This window comes from Campylobacter felis, assembly GCF_030250085.1.
Taxonomy (GTDB): Bacteria; Campylobacterota; Campylobacteria; order Campylobacterales; family Campylobacteraceae; genus Campylobacter_D; species Campylobacter_D upsaliensis.
The window spans coordinates 69,634-84,542 of the sequence record NZ_JANURX010000007.1; the positions used below are offsets into that span (position 1 = coordinate 69,634).

The window sequence follows — 14,909 nt, forward strand, 5'->3', positions numbered from 1 at the left end:
TTATTTTACTTAAATAAAATTAATTGAAATTTGATTTATTGTATAGTTTATGTTAAGACTAGGTTAGCTGATCGATGATTTTTAGACTTTCATAGTGTGCTTTTAAGTCCTCGTTTAAATCTTTACTTAAATTTTCTAAATCTTTTTGCTTTAATTGCTCGTATTCTTCTGGGTATTTTTCTTTCAATTTTAAAAGCTCACTCATATTTAAGGCACTTAGTCCTTGCTCTAACGCCTTATTTTTGATATTAGTTGCGTCATTTTTCTCCTCTGCCTCATCGCTTGCATTTTCTATTTCTTTGCTTTTTCTTTTTAATTTTTCTAACATTTCTTTACTTATGGAGCTTGGATTATCAAACTGAATTTTAGCCTTAGCGATAACCCTTTCTTTAGAACCTTCAAGCTCTAAAATGCTTATTTTCTTATCTGCATTTTTATCAAAAGCAAGAAGCGCATTTAAAGCTTCATCTAACTCCCTTTCCATATCATCATTTGCCAAAATTCTACCCCCTCCACCTTGTAGATAAAGTTGTCTTATGACATCATTTGGACCACCTTTAGGGTTGTCAGGCGTGTAGATTACATCACTATAAAGGTAAAGCTTTTCGTTTTCTTTTCCTTGTATCAAGCCATTTTTATCCGCATCGGCTTTGAGATAATTTAAATCATAAGCTGCATTTTTAAACCACCCAGCGACAAAATTTTGTGCAGCTCCGTTAAGCCTTATCGCTCCATCTTCTCGTAAAAAATAATTATCTTTTTGATTAAAATGCTTTAAAATTCTTGTGAAATTACTTTTCGTGAGGTTTAAGCTGACAAATTTAGAGCTTTCCTCATCTTGGAAAATCACCCTGATGCCCTCAATATGATTTAAAACACTTAAAAAATCTTCTTGTTTAAGCTCCTCTTCTTTCAAGCTTTGAAAATCTTTACTTGCTATATTCGCTCTTTTAGAATAAGTAAGGGCGTCATTTAAACCGATAATTTGAACATCGTTGGCGACTTTCATAAATTCTCCTTTACTCGCTTGGTTTGGAGTGCATAGCTGATAAACGGCACATACTTGGGCAATCTATTGCTCTTTAAGAATTTTACATTTTACATCACAATCAAAGTTTGCTAAAGCAACACCTGAAAAGAACACACCGAGCAACATAATAAAAAATAATTTTTTCATTATTTACCTTTCAAATTGAGATATTTACATTTAAGATTCTAGCAAAATAAATATAAAAAATTTAAAAAAACAATTTTTTTGATAAAAAATCAAAAGTATTTGTTACTTTTAGGAATTTTTTTATTCTTTTTATGATTAATCATTAATTTTATCGCTTAAAATAACAGCGTTTATTTATCGGTGGAGCTTAGTTAAACGGGCTTTTAATAGCTTGTAAAAAAGGGGTTTTAAAAGCTTCAATGCGGTTCTTTGATAGAGCTTTAAGGGCGGCATACACCATATTCAAAGGCTATGTATTTTATGGCTTTGTTTATAAAAGGCATTTCTTAGGATATAAAAGAGCTATGAAAGTATCTAAAAAAGAATTAACAAGTCCGCAATGAGCTACTTTCCCCCTGCCAGTAAGGCGGTGTTAAGCGATATAAGATTAGCCCTTTAAAAGGGCTCATCATCGTTTAAATTTAGCGTTTTTTGTATTTCGTTAAAATCCACTTGCACCATTTTTTTACCCTCATCATAAAGGCTATAAAAGCTTTGATTAACTTGCTTAAAGCCCACTTCCTCGACAAAGTGCTTTCCTGTTTGCTTGTTTTTTTGCATGATGAATTTGCGTTTTGAGGGATGAAAAGCCTTATTTTTATGGCTTAGGTCGTGTTTATCGCATTCTACCTTCTCAAGCCGCATGATGATACTTGCCTCATGCGATGCTCTTTTGCTTCCAAGAGGATTTTCCGTATCACTTTTTGAGGTTTGCACGACCATTAAAATCAAAATGTCAAGCTTATGGCAAAGTTTAGCTAAAACGCTAAATTTCATCGTTTCTCTTTCTTCTGGGTTGTTTCCCTCATTATTATTTTCTACCCTCATTTGACTATCGATGAAAAAGACTTTTACGCCCTTTTTGGCTAGAATTCTTATATTATTTTCCATTTCAAAGATATTATATCCGTCATTTAAAATAATCAAATTTTCCTTATTAAAATGCGTGTTATTTTGCCTTTTTTTGATGTAGTCCCATATGGTAAATTCAAAGCAGAAAAAGGCGACTTTATGTAAGCGAGAGATATTTTCTATCACTTGTAAGCAAAGGCTGGTTTTACCCATTTCAGGATCTCCGCTTATTAGCACAAGCTGTGCCATTTCAAAGCCCCCGTCTAAAGCGTGGTCTAAAAAGCTCACCCCGCTTTTTATCTGTTCGTTTGCATCTCTTTGGTTATATTTGCTCTCCCACTCTAAAAAGCTTAAAAAAGAACTTGTATAAAGCTCACTAAAATCACTTTGCAAATTCTCTAAATTTAAAAGCGTTTTTTCGCTACTTGCCTTTAGCAAAAGCCTTGCTAAACTCTCTTGCTCTCTTAGCATAAAGGACTTTTTAAGAGGCTTTTCGTATTCTAAAAAGTCAAGCTCTGGCACGGCGCTTGCGATTTTTATATACTCCTCGCTTTTAAGTTCCATTTCGCTTAATTCCGCCTCAAAAGCGGCTAGGCTGATTTTTTCTAACTTATAGATTTTAGAAAGAAAGTTTTGATAAGCTGGCTCAAATATTTTTTTATGAAAAGCGTTTTCAAATTCGCTTAATTTCTGCGGGAATTCAAGTAAAGATCTTATGACAATACTTTGCATTATTTGCCTTTTTTTAAAGAATTATTTTTTAATTTTTCATAATAATAGCTTTTTAAAAGCTCCAAAGGGTCGTATTTATAGCGGTCGTTTTGACTTTTAAAATTAATCTTAGAATTTCTTGCAAGTCTTAACGCCTCCTCGTTTAAAAGCTCATCATACAGGGCATTTAAGCTCTTTAGATTAATCGCTCTTTCGCTCAAAGCTCTTTGAAAAAGTGCTTTGATAAAGCTCTCATTTAAACCCACTATAAATTCACATAAAAGCCTTTTTTCCACAATGTTAAGATAGCTTACATTATCGATAATGTATTCTAAAAACTCTTTTTTATTCATCATCACGCCCAAAAAAGAAAATATTTTGCGATTTATATTGCACTAAAAAGTCTAGTAAAGACTTAGTTAAATAGGCATTTTTGGTTAATTTCATCTTTTTGCTTTGCCTTGCAATTTGCAAATTTGTGCTTGTTTTTAGCATAAATCTTTGTCTTTTTTTTGATTTTGTTTGCTCTTTTAAAATTCCCACTTCTTGCATAATTTAAGCTCCTTTCTACCATTATGCTAAGGCTGATGTTTTCAAATTGTGCGATTTCTTTTAAAAGCTTTAAAAGCCGTCTTTCTAGGTAAAAAGTCGTGCTTCTTTGCTTAGGCTTTTTGCTCGTTTGATAATGGCTAGGGCGGTTGTAAGATCTCATTTTACTGCTTTTAAGTCATCAAAATACGCCATTAAGTCGTCTTTTTCCTTTTGCCTTACACTTGCCTTACTTTGCGCCTTTGTGCTTGTTTTAAAGGCAAAAAGTCCTTGCCAACCTTGTTCTATGCTTTGATTAATAATTGCTATAATGTTTTGATTTGCCAGTTTAAAACCCTTGATTTTTTTGAGTTGTCTTTCCTTACTCATTGCGTTAAATTGTCCTTTTGAAAGCCTTTTTTTATAAGCGAACCATTTATCAATTTCAATTTTTTCTCTTTCATCAAAACAAGAAAAGTCTAAAAAGCTATTTTTGATTTTAAAGCCCTGTTGTAGATTTAAAAAAATCGTGCGATTTGAAAAATTTTTCAATCGGTATAAGAATTTTTTATTACTAAAAAATTCTTTATTATATATGTGCGAATTAATTCCGCTCAGCGGTTTTTTTTCGCCATTATCCACGCTCTTATTTTCCATACTTTTAGCATTTGCATCTTTAACAAATCCGTCATTTTCCATACTTTGCGTTTTACTTTCGCTATTTTTAGGGCTTTCATTGCACTCATTTAGCTCTTTTTCCTCATCATCAAAAGAATTAAAAATAATGGTAAAATTTTGCGTGTATTTTGCAGTTTTTTCGTCTAATTCTTGCGCCTTTTCAAAAATGCCCACATCAATTAATTCTCTTAAATATTTTTGAGTTGCCCTCACGCCTAAGCCTAAAAAATTTGCTAAATATTTTGTATTAAGCCGCCAATTTTCAGGCAAAGAAAGAATTTTAATACACAAAAGCTTGGCATTATTACTTAAATGCGGATGGTTGATAAGCTCATTGCTAACCTGCGTGAAATTTCCTTTTAATTTTGCTTTAATTATCATATTCAATCCTTTTCTATTTTAATTTACTTTTTAGCGGCGAAATTGCGATTTCACCTAAAAGTAACAAAAGCTAAAGGCGTCCCCACCCTTTTGCTAACGCAAAAGCCCCGAGTTCGCCTCTACAACTTTCAAAACCCAAAGCCCTTACTAAAGAAAATCAAAATCCTTCCTTCTTTCTCTCATTTTAAGCGTGCAAATGCTAGTCTTTTTAAGTGCGTAAAGCTCTAAAACGACTTTGAAATTCGCGCTTTTAAAGCAGTGCGGGCATAGTGGCTCACACTCAAAACGCCCCTCATTTAAAACCTTAGCTTTTTGCTTTTCATTAAGCTTTTCAAAAAGCGGATTTGTCGCGTGAAAAAGGCGAGCATGCGCCCCACAAAAGCCGCATACAAATTTCTCACTTCGCGGTATTTTAAATTTGTAAAAAATTTCTTGCATAGCGTTTCTCCTTTTCTATAAACTCAAATAATAAAAGATAGCACCGCATAAAATGGCTTTTATCTTTTAAAATAAGGGGCGCTTTGCCCTTATGCTTTATCCTTATACTTATTTTCATAAGGCTTAATAACTCCTCTAAATTCTCAAAGCTAAAGCCCTTAGTAGTCCTATCTTTAAGCTTTTCTAAAAAAATTCTCACACATTTGCTATAACGATACTTTGTGCTGTCATAAAAGCCTACTAAAAGTTTCTTTCCCCAAATCCTGCTTAGATAATATTGTTTCATTTAAATCTCACTTTCCTTTGTGTTAAAAATTTTTAAAGCTAAACGCCTTAAGCTTCCAGCCTCCTTGCTTATAAACATCGATGATTTTTTGAATATCTGCGAGGCAGTAAGCTTTCGTATCTATCATTTTTTCGCGTCCTGTTTTTTCATTAATGACCTTTATAAAAAGCGCGTAAGTCATAGCTCACCCCCTAAAAAGCTCTTTAAAAACTCCGCGTGCGTGCCGCTTGGGAGGTATTTAGAATAAAAACTGAGCGTTATGCTTGTATTTTTATGCCCCATCATCCAAGAAACCCACATTAAATTCTCGCCCTTTGAAAGCATAAAGGAGGCGAAGCTATGCCTAGTATTATAAATAGGGCGATAAGCGATGTTAAAACGGCTTAAAAGGGTGATATATTGCACTCTTAAATAGCTTTTGTGAAAATTCTTTATATAAGGCTTTAAAACGCCTTTAAAGATGAAATCCTCTTCACTTGGCTTTCTTTGCTCTTTGACCTGCTCTAAAAATTCAAAAAGAGGCTTTAAAAGATCTATAATCCGCCTTGAATTTGCTGTTTTAGGACTGCCTAAGCCAAAGCTATTGATACTTTGCTCTATGATGATTTTTTTATTTTTAAAGTCTATATGCTTCCATTGCAATGCTAAAATTTCGCCTGTTCTAGCCCCACACAAAAGAGCGATTTTAAGATAAATGCCAATCTCTCCAGTGCTTTGCGTGAGTAGGGTTTGAATTTCTTGATGGCTAAAGGCTTGAATTTCTTTTGTATCATCACGCCATTTTCGCATTTTGAAAGGGTTTTTTTCTATAAGCTCATTTTCTAAAGCATAGCAAAGCACTCTATTTAGCGTTTTGGCATAGTGCTTTTTCGTGCAAATGCTAATGTTTTTTTCGTCTAAGAAATTGAAAAATTTCTCAATTTCCTCTTTATCAATGTCTGTTATATTATGCCACTCAAAAAAGCTAAGTGCGGGGCGTATGTTTTCCACAAGGCTATTTTTAGACTTTGGCTTAAGCCCGTATAAGGAGTCTAAGAAGTCTTTTGCCACATTTTTAAAAAGCTTCACGCCTCTTTTTTTATGCACTTCATAAGTCTTTTTGAATTTGTGCTTTTGCTTTTTAAGATAGAGCCTTACAAAGTCCGTTTTAAGCTCTTTTAAAAGGGCGTATTGCTCGCTTTGCTTTTTCATCTCATCCACCGCAAAAGAAGTCGAAAAACGCAATCTTTCTTGCGTCCCATTTCTAACGATACTTGCATCGATATACCACACACCATTACGCTCATAAAGCGTAGAATTTAGAATTTTTTCTATCATAATCTTTTCTCCTTTTTTGCCTAGTTTCCTAAGCTTTTAGCTTTTAAAAAAAGCTTTTTTGGCTTGAATTTTCCGCACCATTTGGCGTAAATTTTCCGCACCATTTGGCTAAATTTGCCCTGCCGCTTAAGGTGAGTTTGCCATCACGCTTAAGCGACCGCACACGAGAGCCACCTCCTTTTGCTTAACGACCCCCCTCCTAACAAGCCTCCGCCCTTTTGATGCGACTGCTTACCAGTGCTAAATTCACGCCCTTAAGCGACCGCACACGAGAGCATTTAAGCTAATTTTTATTTTTTATGGGGCTTTAAGCACTTTAAATCCCTATAAAAAGGGCTTTTCTAAAGGGTTTTAAAACGCCTTTTTGTGCCAAAAGCTTTTTTTAAAAGCTAAAAGCCTTTAAAAGCCTTGTTTATAGGGCTTAGATTAGATTTAGTCTTGCTTTTTTATGGCACAAAGCATTTAAAATTTGTGCCATAGTAATAAAGCTAGTCTAAGCCCTATAACATAGACTTTTGAAAAGTTTTTTTACCTCAAAAGATTTTTAAAGCGTGAGACAAAAACAAAACTTTAAGGTGGGGCTGACCCCCCCTCCGCTTTTTGAAAAAATCCTAAAGCCTTTTTTAAAATACTTTTCAAAAGCCCATATCATCGAAACTTTTATTTTTTTTAAAAAAATGCTGTTTATTTTGTGGAGAGGCTTCTAGCCTTAGTTTTCTCTCTGCCTTACTGGCAGGGGGAAGTGGTGAGAGTGTGGAAAAATAGGCTTTTAGGGCTGGGTTTAAATGAGCTTAGAGGCGAACTCGGGCTTTTGCGTTAGCGACGATTGGGCTTTAGGTGCAGTAAGTTTAAGGGCGAACTTGGCTAAATGCAAAGCATTTGGGCGGGTCGTGCCTTTAGCGTTTTTTACTTAGGCGCGGTGCGTTTCGTAACTCATCGGAACGCTATCGCTTGAGAAGGTTCTTTTAGCAAAGCTTTGCTTCGCGGTGAAAGTAAATTAAAATAAAGGAAATAAAATGTTTTTAAATTGTTTTTTTGAAAGTGGTAAGGAAAAAATAGTCTGTGATGTGTGTCAAAGAGAAAATGATAAGGCGCTCATTTTTAATTACAATGTCGATAAAAACGCGCTTTTTAAGCAAATGCTTATCGAGGCAAATTATAGCGGGGTGCTAGAATTTAAGCCCTTATGCGTCTCTTGTGAGTGCCAAATGAAAACCCCGCTTCGCTTTGAAATCGCATATAAGGAAATTGCGGGGTTTTTTTTAAAGGCTAGGGCTGTGTAGGGGGGTCGGCGTGGGCTTAAGGCGTTTCTTTTCAAAAGGGCTAAAGCGTTTCATTGCACTAATTTTTGCAATTCTCTTGGAAAGCAAGTTTAAAAGGCAAAATCCCGCTAAAAAGTAAATAAAATAGGAGGAAAGTGATGGATTTGCAAGAGTTTAAAAGTAGAATAGACATCGTTAGGATTATAGAAAATTATCTTATTTTAAGAAAAGAGGGGGCGTTTTATAAGGCAAATTGCCCCTTTCACGCGGAAAAAACCGCCTCTTTTATCATCAATATAAATAAGGGCTATTGGCACTGCTTTGGGTGCGGAAAGGGCGGGGACGCCATAAAATTCTTACAAGATTATAAAAATCTTAGCTTCACTGAAGCGGTGGCTGAAGTGGCGAAACTTGAAAATATAGAACTTAATTTTAACTCCACTCAAAAAGAGGAATTTGGCTTTTTAAAAGAGCTAAATGAGTATTTTAAAAATAATTTTAATGAGGAGAGTTTAGCTTTTTGCAAAAAAAGGGGCTTAGATGAGAGCGATATAGGCGAATTTGAGCTTGGATATACGGGGGATTTGGAAAATTTGCTTAGATTTTTAAAGGCAAAAAATTATATGAATATAGCCAAAAAACTAGGCTATATCAAGGAAAATCAAAAGGGCTTTTACTCTCTTTTTGTAGGTCGCTTAAGCTTTGTGATAAAAGATAGCTTTGGGCGTGTAAGAGGCTTTAGCACGAGGGAATTAAAAGCAGGAGGAAAGCTTGGCAAATATGTGAATTCTTTAAATAGTGAGCTTTTTAATAAGAGCTTTTTGCTTTATGGTTTTGATAAGGCAAAAGATTATGCAAGGCTTTCTAAAAAGCTTTATTTATGTGAGGGCTTTTTTGATGCGATCGCTTTGCAAAAAGCGGGTTTTAAAAGTGCGGTGGCTTGTCTTGGGACGGCTTTCACGCATTCGCATTTAAGCCTTATTAAAAGGCTTAATGTGGAGAATTTAGAGCTTATTTTCGTGCCTGATAAGGACAAGGCTGGTTATGAAGCTGTGAACAAAGCTCTTTGGCTGTGCTTTGAAAATGAATTTTTTAATCTCAAGGTCGCGCTGTGTAAAAAAAATGTCAAAGATGTGGGCGAATTTATGCAAAAATACGACATTAAAAGCCTAGCTTTGCATACTTATGAGGGTCTTGAGTTTTATATTAAATTCGCAATGCAAAAAGCGCAAAATAGTGAGGCTAAACACGCGCTTTTTATAAAGCTTAAAAAGATGATAGAAAGCGTGAGTAATTTTTATCTTAAAAAAGAGCTTTTTAGCAAGGCGGCAAGTTATTTAAATATCGATGAGAGCGAGTTTTTAAAGGCAAAAAAGACTTTTAAAAATGATACGGAAAATCAAAGACAAATTTTGCAAATCATTAAAAGTGCTTTAAATGATGAGGACTTTAAAGAAAGGCTTATTTACTATGCGGGGGAGTTTTTAGACAGGGCGTTTTTTAACGATGAGGGCAAAAAAAGGGAGCTTTTAGCTGATGAAAATGTGAAAATTTACGCAAAAGAAAGGCAAAATGAAGCCTTAAAAGCCTTTGTTCTTTCAAATCTTTATAAGCAAAAAGAAAGTGAAAGAGAGCCTTTGAGGCTTAAGGAATTAGCCAGTAAAATCGCACAAATTAAAAGCGATGTTTAGGCTTTTCTTTATCGTTTTCAAGCATTTTGATAATCATCAAGGTAGAGCCGCAAAAAACAATTAACGCAAAAGCACTTACGATTAAGCCTATCATTATTCTAATTCCTCAAGTTTATTTAAATTTTTTATCATTTTTTTGATTATAACACAAATTTTAAGGCTTTTTTTAATGGGCTTTTTGGGTTATTTTGGGTTTAGGTTTTTAAGGAGAAATTTAAAACTTTGCAATGAGGAAATGGGTTGCTTCGGCTTAAAAGCAAATTTAAAGGCGTGATTTGGCTAAATGCAAAGCATTTAGGTGGGTGTGCCTTTAGCTTTTGCTTCTTTTAGCAAAAATCGCAATTTTTGCGTTAAAAAGAAGGTAAAAAAGGAAAATTTTATGGGATTAACAGGCAGAACTAAAAGAAGAAGAAGAAGAAGGCATTACAATCATGCTATGAATCAATTTGGTGCTATTATTAAAAAATATGAGCTTGACTTAGAGCCTAAGGAGTATGATTACATCGCTTGGGCTATCGCTGGTGCTAAGACTAAAAAGGGGATATTTGGGGGCTTTAACATTTTTGGCGGGATTTTTACCGTAATAGGCAGTATTTTTACTGGGGGGATTTTAGGCATTATAGGTGGTGGCGTTGGCTTAGTGGGAAATAGGATAATGACAAGAAACGCTTTAAAAGCGGGGGATTTAGCCTTTAAAGCGGACGCAGGGTTTAAAAAGGCGGCGTGGCAAAAGGCTTTTAATGATAATAAGGGCGAAATGAGCCTTTTAAATAGCGATAAAAATTATAGTATTTACGCTGATGGGTGCATTTATAGGCAAAATGCCCCAGGAAGTGAAAGTTTTAGCCCCTCTCTTGCTTATGATATTAGCAAGGGCTTAAGGGGGGATTTAAAAGAAGATAAGGTCGATGAAATGATAATGACAAGAGCCCATTATACACAAGGAGGCAATGAGGGTTTTATAGGTGAAATAAGTGAGGGTTATATGCAAAAGGGTGAGGGGGGCTTAAGTGTCAAAGAAAAGCAAGATAGCCTTTTAATCAATGCTAAGAAAGCTAATGACCGCATACTAAAGGGCTTTAGTGAGCTTGTGGGAGTGGGCTTTGATATTAGGGGGACTGCAAATAAGCATTATGAAGCTGTGGTGGCTAAACAGGTGCATCCCTTTTTTAGACAAATTTGCACGGAGGATTTTATAGATAAAAATAAAAATTATAACAAAGCCTTAAGGCTAGAATTACCTTTGAATTTTAATGAACTTGTCAAAACAAGAGAGCAAATTAAAGAGGAGAGAGACGGGGTTTTCAAAGAAAGTGAGCATTTTAAGAGGGTGTTAAATGAGGATTATGAAAGATGGCTAGGTGAGAGTGAGGAGTTAAAGAGAAAAGAAGAACAGATTAAAAAGCTAACAAAAGATATTGACACTTATGGACATAGTTGGAAAATTGAGAGTATAGAAAATATTAGAAAAGGTATGCAAAAGCTAAAAGAAACTAAGAAAAAAGAGCTTGAAACTAGGCTTTTTGAGAGTGAAAAGGCTTTGATGAGTGGGGATTATTATATCCAAAAATCGCGCCTTTATACTTTAGAGGAAAAAAGGAAAAATTATGCTGAAATGGTCGAAGTTAGGGTGGATGATTTTATCAAAAAAGTGCCTTTTGTGTGTTTTTATAAAAATGAGGCGGCTATAAATAATGCCACTTTTTTAAACACGGAGCTTTTTTATAATGAAAATAGCGCTTGGACAAGAAAAAATAGCAAGGACATTGATAGCTGTTTTGATACGCTTTTTAGCAATGGTAGCCAGAAAAATATCATAAGCTTTTATGAAACTTACATTTTAAATCATTTTGCGCCGCTTGTCTTTAAAAATGGCGAAAGAAAAGAGGCATTTTATCTCATCTTTGAGGGGCAAATTTATCTTAAAGTGGTAGAAAATGCAGAAGAGCTAAAAGAGAGGATTTATAAGGGGTTTTAGTTATTTAATTTTTTAAAAAATTTAAGATAAAGCCAAATTATACAAATAAGCGAGATTAAATTAAGACAAATGGCAAAAATCAAAATGCTAATTCTTAAAAAGATTAAATTTTCAGCATTTAAAAATAAATAAGAAATCAAAGCGATAAGCGTTAGGGAAAATGAGCCGGCAAGTTTTTCTAAATTATCTAAAATGCGGGTTAGTTTATTTTTCATCGATTAAATCCGCAAGTTTTTTAAAGAAAAATATAGGAGCGGTAAAAATAAAAATAATAGAAATGATTAAAATGGCTATGCTTAAAATTTGCATTTTCTCTCCTTAGAAGTTTTTTAGGATTATAACATAATTTAAGCCTTTTTTTAAAAGGGCATTTCAAGCATAATTTCAAAGCTTTAAGGCTTCACTCCTAAAGTTTTAAAGCCATATAAAAACAAGGCGGGGTCTCCATTAACTATCATAATCCCCCGTCTTTTAAGGGTTAGTATGCTTTCACTTAATGAGCTTAAAGAACTTTATGATTTTGATTTGAGAGCAAGTCAAAGATCTTTTTATGAATTTCATCAAAGTTTAAAATATTATCACGGCGATCAAATCGACCCTGTGAATTTACAGACCATTTTGGAAAGAAGACAAAGCCCGGTTATAGAAAATATTTTTAAACTCATCATTAATAAAATCATAGGCTATAAAGCCCAAAGCATAGCAGAAATTAAAGTCAGCGGACGCCAAGAAAGCGACCATAATACTGCGATTTTAATCAATGATATTTTAAAAGTATTTAGCGAGGATGTTAATTACAATAAAGAAATCATTAAAAGAGATAGAAATTTAATTTTTGGCTTGGGCCTTTGCGAATTATGGTGCGAAAAAGACAGTGAGGGTGATTATTTCTTAAGTCTTAAAAGCCTTGATCCACTTAGCTTTTTAATGGACGCTTATAGTGAGGATTTGAACGCTCTTGATGCAAGGCGTTTTCATAAAAAGCTTAATATGGGCTTTGAGGAGGCAAAAAGGCTTTTAAAAACGACCCCTTATATTAAAAATCAACGCAATTTCGACCAAAGATGTATTTTAATAGAAAGCTGGATTAAAGAGGAGCAGGGTTTTGCTAGGTATATATGGCAGGAGGAGGGCTTACTAAGCTATGAGAAAAAGCCTTTTAAAAATGGTATGCATCCTTTTATAGTGAGTAAATTTAATATCGATGAAAAAGGCGTATGGTATGGGCTTTTTAGGGACATTAAGCCCTTGCAAGATTATATCAATTATAGTGAAAATAAAATGATGAATATGATAGGCACTTTGAAAGCCTTTTTTGAAGAAGATGCCATTTTAGAAGCGGAGGAATTTATCAAACAAGCGAGCTTAGATAATGCTGTGGTAAAGGTAAGAAGCGGAGCATTAAGGGATAATAAGCTTAAATTTGTAGAGCATCACAACGACATAGCGACCATTAGTGCTAAGGCAAATGAAAAGCGCAATTTAGCCAAAATGATAAGCGGTTTAAATGATGAAGCACTAGGAATTGCCAATAATAGAATGAGTAATGATGCCATTTCACAACGCCGCGAAGCTGGGCTTATGGGATTGCAAGAATATCTAAATGCTTGCGATGTTATGGATAGGCTTATTTTTAAAAAGGCGATTGATTATATTAGTCTTTATTTTACTAAAAAACAAGTCTTTCAAATCAGTGATGAGAGGGTGGGGCAGAGGTATTTTAGCATTAATGAAAATGAAAACAACCGCATAAAAATAGGCAAATTTGACCTTTCTTATAAATCTCAAATCAAAACGCAGTCAAATGAGGAAAAATTAGCCTCTTGGGCTGAGATTATTAAAAGCTTTTCACACGATCCTAGCTTAATGAGCCAAATGATGCTTTTAATGCTAAAAGATGTCCAAAGCACACAGGCAAAAGACTTATTAGAGCTTATCACGCAAAAGCAAAATGAGGCGCAAAATGAAAGTGAGAGTTTAGAAAAAGGGCTAAATTTAGAAAATATGAAACTGGAACTTGAAAAGAAAAAAGCTGAGATTTTAGAGCTAAAAGCTAAAACGAAAAAATACTCCTCTCAAGGCGATTTAGCACACGGCGTAGCTATTAATCAAAGCACACAAAACGCCCTTTTACTTGAAAATCCTAAGAATTTAGAGCAAAAGGGCAATGCCTCTATGCAAAAAGCAGGACAGGATTTGAGGTAAAAAAGGGGCTTAAAGAATTTTAAAACGCTTTCACACTCAGCAAGGGTTATCCACTTTAGAAACTTGAAAGGCTTATGCCTTTCTTTTCTAAAGGGCTAAATTGCTTCGTTATGAAAGCGTTTTAAATTTCTTAGGGCGTTTTTTGTAAATTTATAGGAGGTTATAATGCAGTTTAATTTTAATTTTGAAGCGTTTGAAAAAAGTGGAAAAGATAAAAATGAAGCGATTAATTATCTAAAGGGCTTAAATTCAAGCCTTGATTTTGATAAATTAGAAAATGATTTAAAAGGCGATACAGAAGCGATTTACAATGCTTTAAAGGGGGGTAATTTTTCTTTTTCAAAGCCTAGTGCTGAGGAAACTAGGCAAAAACTGCTTAAAAATAAAGAAAATGAAGCGTTAAAGGCTGAATTTAACGCTGGGTTATCTTGGCTTAGTGATGAGAGAAAGCAAAATTATAATTTTTATGATTTTAAAAAGGCAAAAGAGTTCGCAAATTCAAAAGCGGGTTTAATTAAAGCGGATTTAGAAACTAAGAAAAAAGAGCTTAAAAGAAAAGAAGCCTTATTTGAAAAAAGGCTAGAAAATGAAAATATTTTTACTAAAAGCTTAAGGGATACGGCGGATAATTTAGGGCTTAACGCTGTGGCTGATAGCTTAGAACTGGGGCTTAATAAACTTGGCTTTAAAGATGAAAATTACATTTTTGAAAGCGAAAAAGAGGACATTAAAAAAAGAGCGCTTAAAAGCGTGAGGGAAAAGCTAGAAAGAGGGGATTTAGAACTTAATGAAAGGGAAAAATACGCTTTAAGAGATAAATATGATGAATTAGATTACAAAAAAGCACTTGAAAAGGAAAAAGAAAAGCTAAGACTCATACAAAAAGATAGCGGATACAATAAAAGCGAAGTCGAATTTATGGAGGAGGAGCTGGGCTTTTTTCATACGCTTTTTAACGATGATAAAGACACGATAAGAGAATTTAAAGATGCGTATAAAAGTGAGGGGATTATCGGTGCTGATGTGCAAAAAGCGGTCAATGTTTTAAAACAATTTGAAGAAAGTGAGCTTTTAAGGCACATTTTTAGCGATAAGGAAAAAAAACAAGAATTACAACAAGAATATCTAAAAAATGCCCTAATTATAGCAGAGTTAAATGGCTTTGATGATGTGGGACTAAGTAAGGAAAATGAGCTTTATTTCATCAAAAACGAAAATGGCAAGGAGCAAAAATACCTCGTCAATACGGGCTTTTTTGATAATTTTTGGCAGAGCGTTTTTGATAGTAGGCACGAAATAGGAGGCGCGTTTATAGGGGCTATTGCTGGTGCTAAAAAAGGAAAGACGCCTTTTACAAAGGCAGTTA

The 14,909-nt window shown here is 34.3% G+C and carries 17 protein-coding genes; 7 read left to right on the forward strand and 10 right to left on the reverse strand.

The window, feature by feature from the left end; genetic code table 11:
- Positions 1-58: 58 nt before the first annotated feature.
- Positions 59-1,009 carry a hypothetical protein gene (locus NYG92_RS05395; protein ID WP_289233749.1) on the reverse strand — a complete coding sequence of 317 codons (951 nt, stop codon included), beginning with the start codon at positions 1,007-1,009 and terminating at the stop codon, positions 59-61.
- Between the two features lie 407 nt (positions 1,010-1,416).
- On the opposite strand from NYG92_RS05395, the gene NYG92_RS05400 reads away from it, so the two are divergent.
- On the forward strand, positions 1,417-1,560 hold the full coding sequence (locus NYG92_RS05400; RefSeq protein WP_289233750.1) for a hypothetical protein: 144 nt from the start codon (positions 1,417-1,419) through the stop codon (positions 1,558-1,560).
- Positions 1,561-1,612: 52 nt separating this feature from the next.
- On the opposite strand, the gene NYG92_RS05405 is transcribed toward NYG92_RS05400, so the two are convergent.
- The 8 genes from NYG92_RS05405 to NYG92_RS05440 form a co-directional block, all read right to left on the reverse strand.
- On the reverse strand, positions 1,613-2,800 hold the full coding sequence (locus tag NYG92_RS05405; protein WP_289233751.1) for a DnaB-like helicase C-terminal domain-containing protein: 1,188 nt from the start codon (positions 2,798-2,800) through the stop codon (positions 1,613-1,615).
- A complete protein-coding gene (locus NYG92_RS05410) occupies positions 2,800-3,135 on the reverse strand; it encodes a hypothetical protein (protein ID WP_289233752.1) in 336 nt (111 codons plus the stop codon). Before NYG92_RS05410 ends, NYG92_RS05405 begins: the two co-directional genes overlap by 1 nt.
- A gap of 59 nt (positions 3,136-3,194) precedes the next feature.
- Complete coding sequence (locus tag NYG92_RS05415) at positions 3,195-3,491, reverse strand: hypothetical protein (RefSeq protein ID WP_289233753.1); 297 nt, start codon at positions 3,489-3,491, stop codon at positions 3,195-3,197.
- Positions 3,488-4,366 (reverse strand): phage replication initiator YdaU family protein, encoded by an 879-nt coding sequence (locus tag NYG92_RS05420; protein ID WP_289233754.1) that lies wholly within the window; start codon positions 4,364-4,366, stop codon positions 3,488-3,490. Before NYG92_RS05420 ends, NYG92_RS05415 begins: the two co-directional genes overlap by 4 nt.
- A gap of 147 nt (positions 4,367-4,513) precedes the next feature.
- Positions 4,514-4,804: a hypothetical protein gene (locus NYG92_RS05425; RefSeq protein WP_289233755.1), complete on the reverse strand. Its 291-nt coding sequence runs from the start codon at positions 4,802-4,804 to the stop codon at positions 4,514-4,516.
- Positions 4,779-5,090, reverse strand: a complete 312-nt coding sequence (locus NYG92_RS05430; protein ID WP_289233756.1) for a hypothetical protein — start codon at positions 5,088-5,090, stop codon at positions 4,779-4,781. Before NYG92_RS05430 ends, NYG92_RS05425 begins: the two co-directional genes overlap by 26 nt.
- A 22-nt stretch (positions 5,091-5,112) precedes the next feature.
- A complete protein-coding gene (locus tag NYG92_RS05435; protein ID WP_289233757.1) occupies positions 5,113-5,271 on the reverse strand; it encodes a hypothetical protein in 159 nt (52 codons plus the stop codon).
- On the reverse strand, positions 5,268-6,407 hold the full coding sequence (locus tag NYG92_RS05440; RefSeq protein WP_289233758.1) for a tyrosine-type recombinase/integrase: 1,140 nt from the start codon (positions 6,405-6,407) through the stop codon (positions 5,268-5,270). The genes NYG92_RS05435 and NYG92_RS05440 overlap by 4 nt, the downstream gene beginning before the upstream one ends.
- Positions 6,408-7,098: 691 nt before the next feature.
- On the opposite strand from NYG92_RS05440, the gene NYG92_RS05445 reads away from it, so the two are divergent.
- The 4 genes from NYG92_RS05445 (at position 7,099) to NYG92_RS05460 (ending at position 11,338) form a co-directional block, all read left to right on the forward strand.
- Entirely contained in the window at positions 7,099-7,227 is a 129-nt protein-coding gene (locus tag NYG92_RS05445) for a hypothetical protein (protein WP_289233759.1), read from the forward strand.
- 196 nt (positions 7,228-7,423) lie between these two features.
- Complete coding sequence (locus NYG92_RS05450; protein WP_289233760.1) at positions 7,424-7,690, forward strand: hypothetical protein; 267 nt, start codon at positions 7,424-7,426, stop codon at positions 7,688-7,690.
- Positions 7,691-7,827: 137 nt separating this feature from the next.
- A complete protein-coding gene (gene dnaG, locus NYG92_RS05455; protein ID WP_289233768.1) occupies positions 7,828-9,360 on the forward strand; it encodes a DNA primase in 1,533 nt (510 codons plus the stop codon).
- Between the two features lie 379 nt (positions 9,361-9,739).
- Positions 9,740-11,338, forward strand: a complete 1,599-nt coding sequence (locus tag NYG92_RS05460; protein WP_289233761.1) for a hypothetical protein — start codon at positions 9,740-9,742, stop codon at positions 11,336-11,338.
- On the opposite strand, the gene NYG92_RS05465 is transcribed toward NYG92_RS05460, so the two are convergent.
- Entirely contained in the window at positions 11,335-11,553 is a 219-nt protein-coding gene (locus tag NYG92_RS05465; protein WP_289233762.1) for a hypothetical protein, read from the reverse strand. The genes NYG92_RS05460 and NYG92_RS05465 overlap by 4 nt on opposite strands.
- Positions 11,554-11,821: 268 nt before the next feature.
- On the opposite strand from NYG92_RS05465, the gene NYG92_RS05470 reads away from it, so the two are divergent.
- Both NYG92_RS05470 and NYG92_RS05475 read left to right on the forward strand, forming a co-directional pair.
- Positions 11,822-13,543, forward strand: a complete 1,722-nt coding sequence (locus NYG92_RS05470) for a portal protein (RefSeq protein WP_289233763.1) — start codon at positions 11,822-11,824, stop codon at positions 13,541-13,543.
- Positions 13,544-13,708: 165 nt separating this feature from the next.
- Positions 13,709-14,909 (forward strand): hypothetical protein (locus NYG92_RS05475; protein WP_289233764.1); only part of this gene is annotated, 1,201 nt, incomplete at its 3' end.

Bases quoted from the DNA above. Each gene is read 5' to 3' on its own strand.
- NYG92_RS05395 (WP_289233749.1), bottom strand. From the start codon at position 1,009: ATGAAAGTCGCCAACGATGTTCAAATTATCGGTTTAAATGACGCCCTT.
- NYG92_RS05400 (WP_289233750.1), top strand. From the start codon at position 1,417: ATGCGGTTCTTTGATAGAGCTTTAAGGGCGGCATACACCATATTCAAA.
- NYG92_RS05405 (WP_289233751.1), bottom strand. From the start codon at position 2,800: ATGCAAAGTATTGTCATAAGATCTTTACTTGAATTCCCGCAGAAATTA.
- NYG92_RS05410 (WP_289233752.1), bottom strand. From the start codon at position 3,135: ATGATGAATAAAAAAGAGTTTTTAGAATACATTATCGATAATGTAAGC.
- NYG92_RS05415 (WP_289233753.1), bottom strand. From the start codon at position 3,491: ATGAGATCTTACAACCGCCCTAGCCATTATCAAACGAGCAAAAAGCCT.
- NYG92_RS05420 (WP_289233754.1), bottom strand. From the start codon at position 4,366: ATGATAATTAAAGCAAAATTAAAAGGAAATTTCACGCAGGTTAGCAAT.
- NYG92_RS05425 (WP_289233755.1), bottom strand. From the start codon at position 4,804: ATGCAAGAAATTTTTTACAAATTTAAAATACCGCGAAGTGAGAAATTT.
- NYG92_RS05430 (WP_289233756.1), bottom strand. From the start codon at position 5,090: ATGAAACAATATTATCTAAGCAGGATTTGGGGAAAGAAACTTTTAGTA.
- NYG92_RS05435 (WP_289233757.1), bottom strand. From the start codon at position 5,271: ATGACTTACGCGCTTTTTATAAAGGTCATTAATGAAAAAACAGGACGC.
- NYG92_RS05440 (WP_289233758.1), bottom strand. From the start codon at position 6,407: ATGATAGAAAAAATTCTAAATTCTACGCTTTATGAGCGTAATGGTGTG.
- NYG92_RS05450 (WP_289233760.1), top strand. From the start codon at position 7,424: ATGTTTTTAAATTGTTTTTTTGAAAGTGGTAAGGAAAAAATAGTCTGT.
- dnaG (WP_289233768.1), top strand. From the start codon at position 7,828: ATGGATTTGCAAGAGTTTAAAAGTAGAATAGACATCGTTAGGATTATA.
- NYG92_RS05460 (WP_289233761.1), top strand. From the start codon at position 9,740: ATGGGATTAACAGGCAGAACTAAAAGAAGAAGAAGAAGAAGGCATTAC.
- NYG92_RS05465 (WP_289233762.1), bottom strand. From the start codon at position 11,553: ATGAAAAATAAACTAACCCGCATTTTAGATAATTTAGAAAAACTTGCC.
- NYG92_RS05470 (WP_289233763.1), top strand. From the start codon at position 11,822: ATGCTTTCACTTAATGAGCTTAAAGAACTTTATGATTTTGATTTGAGA.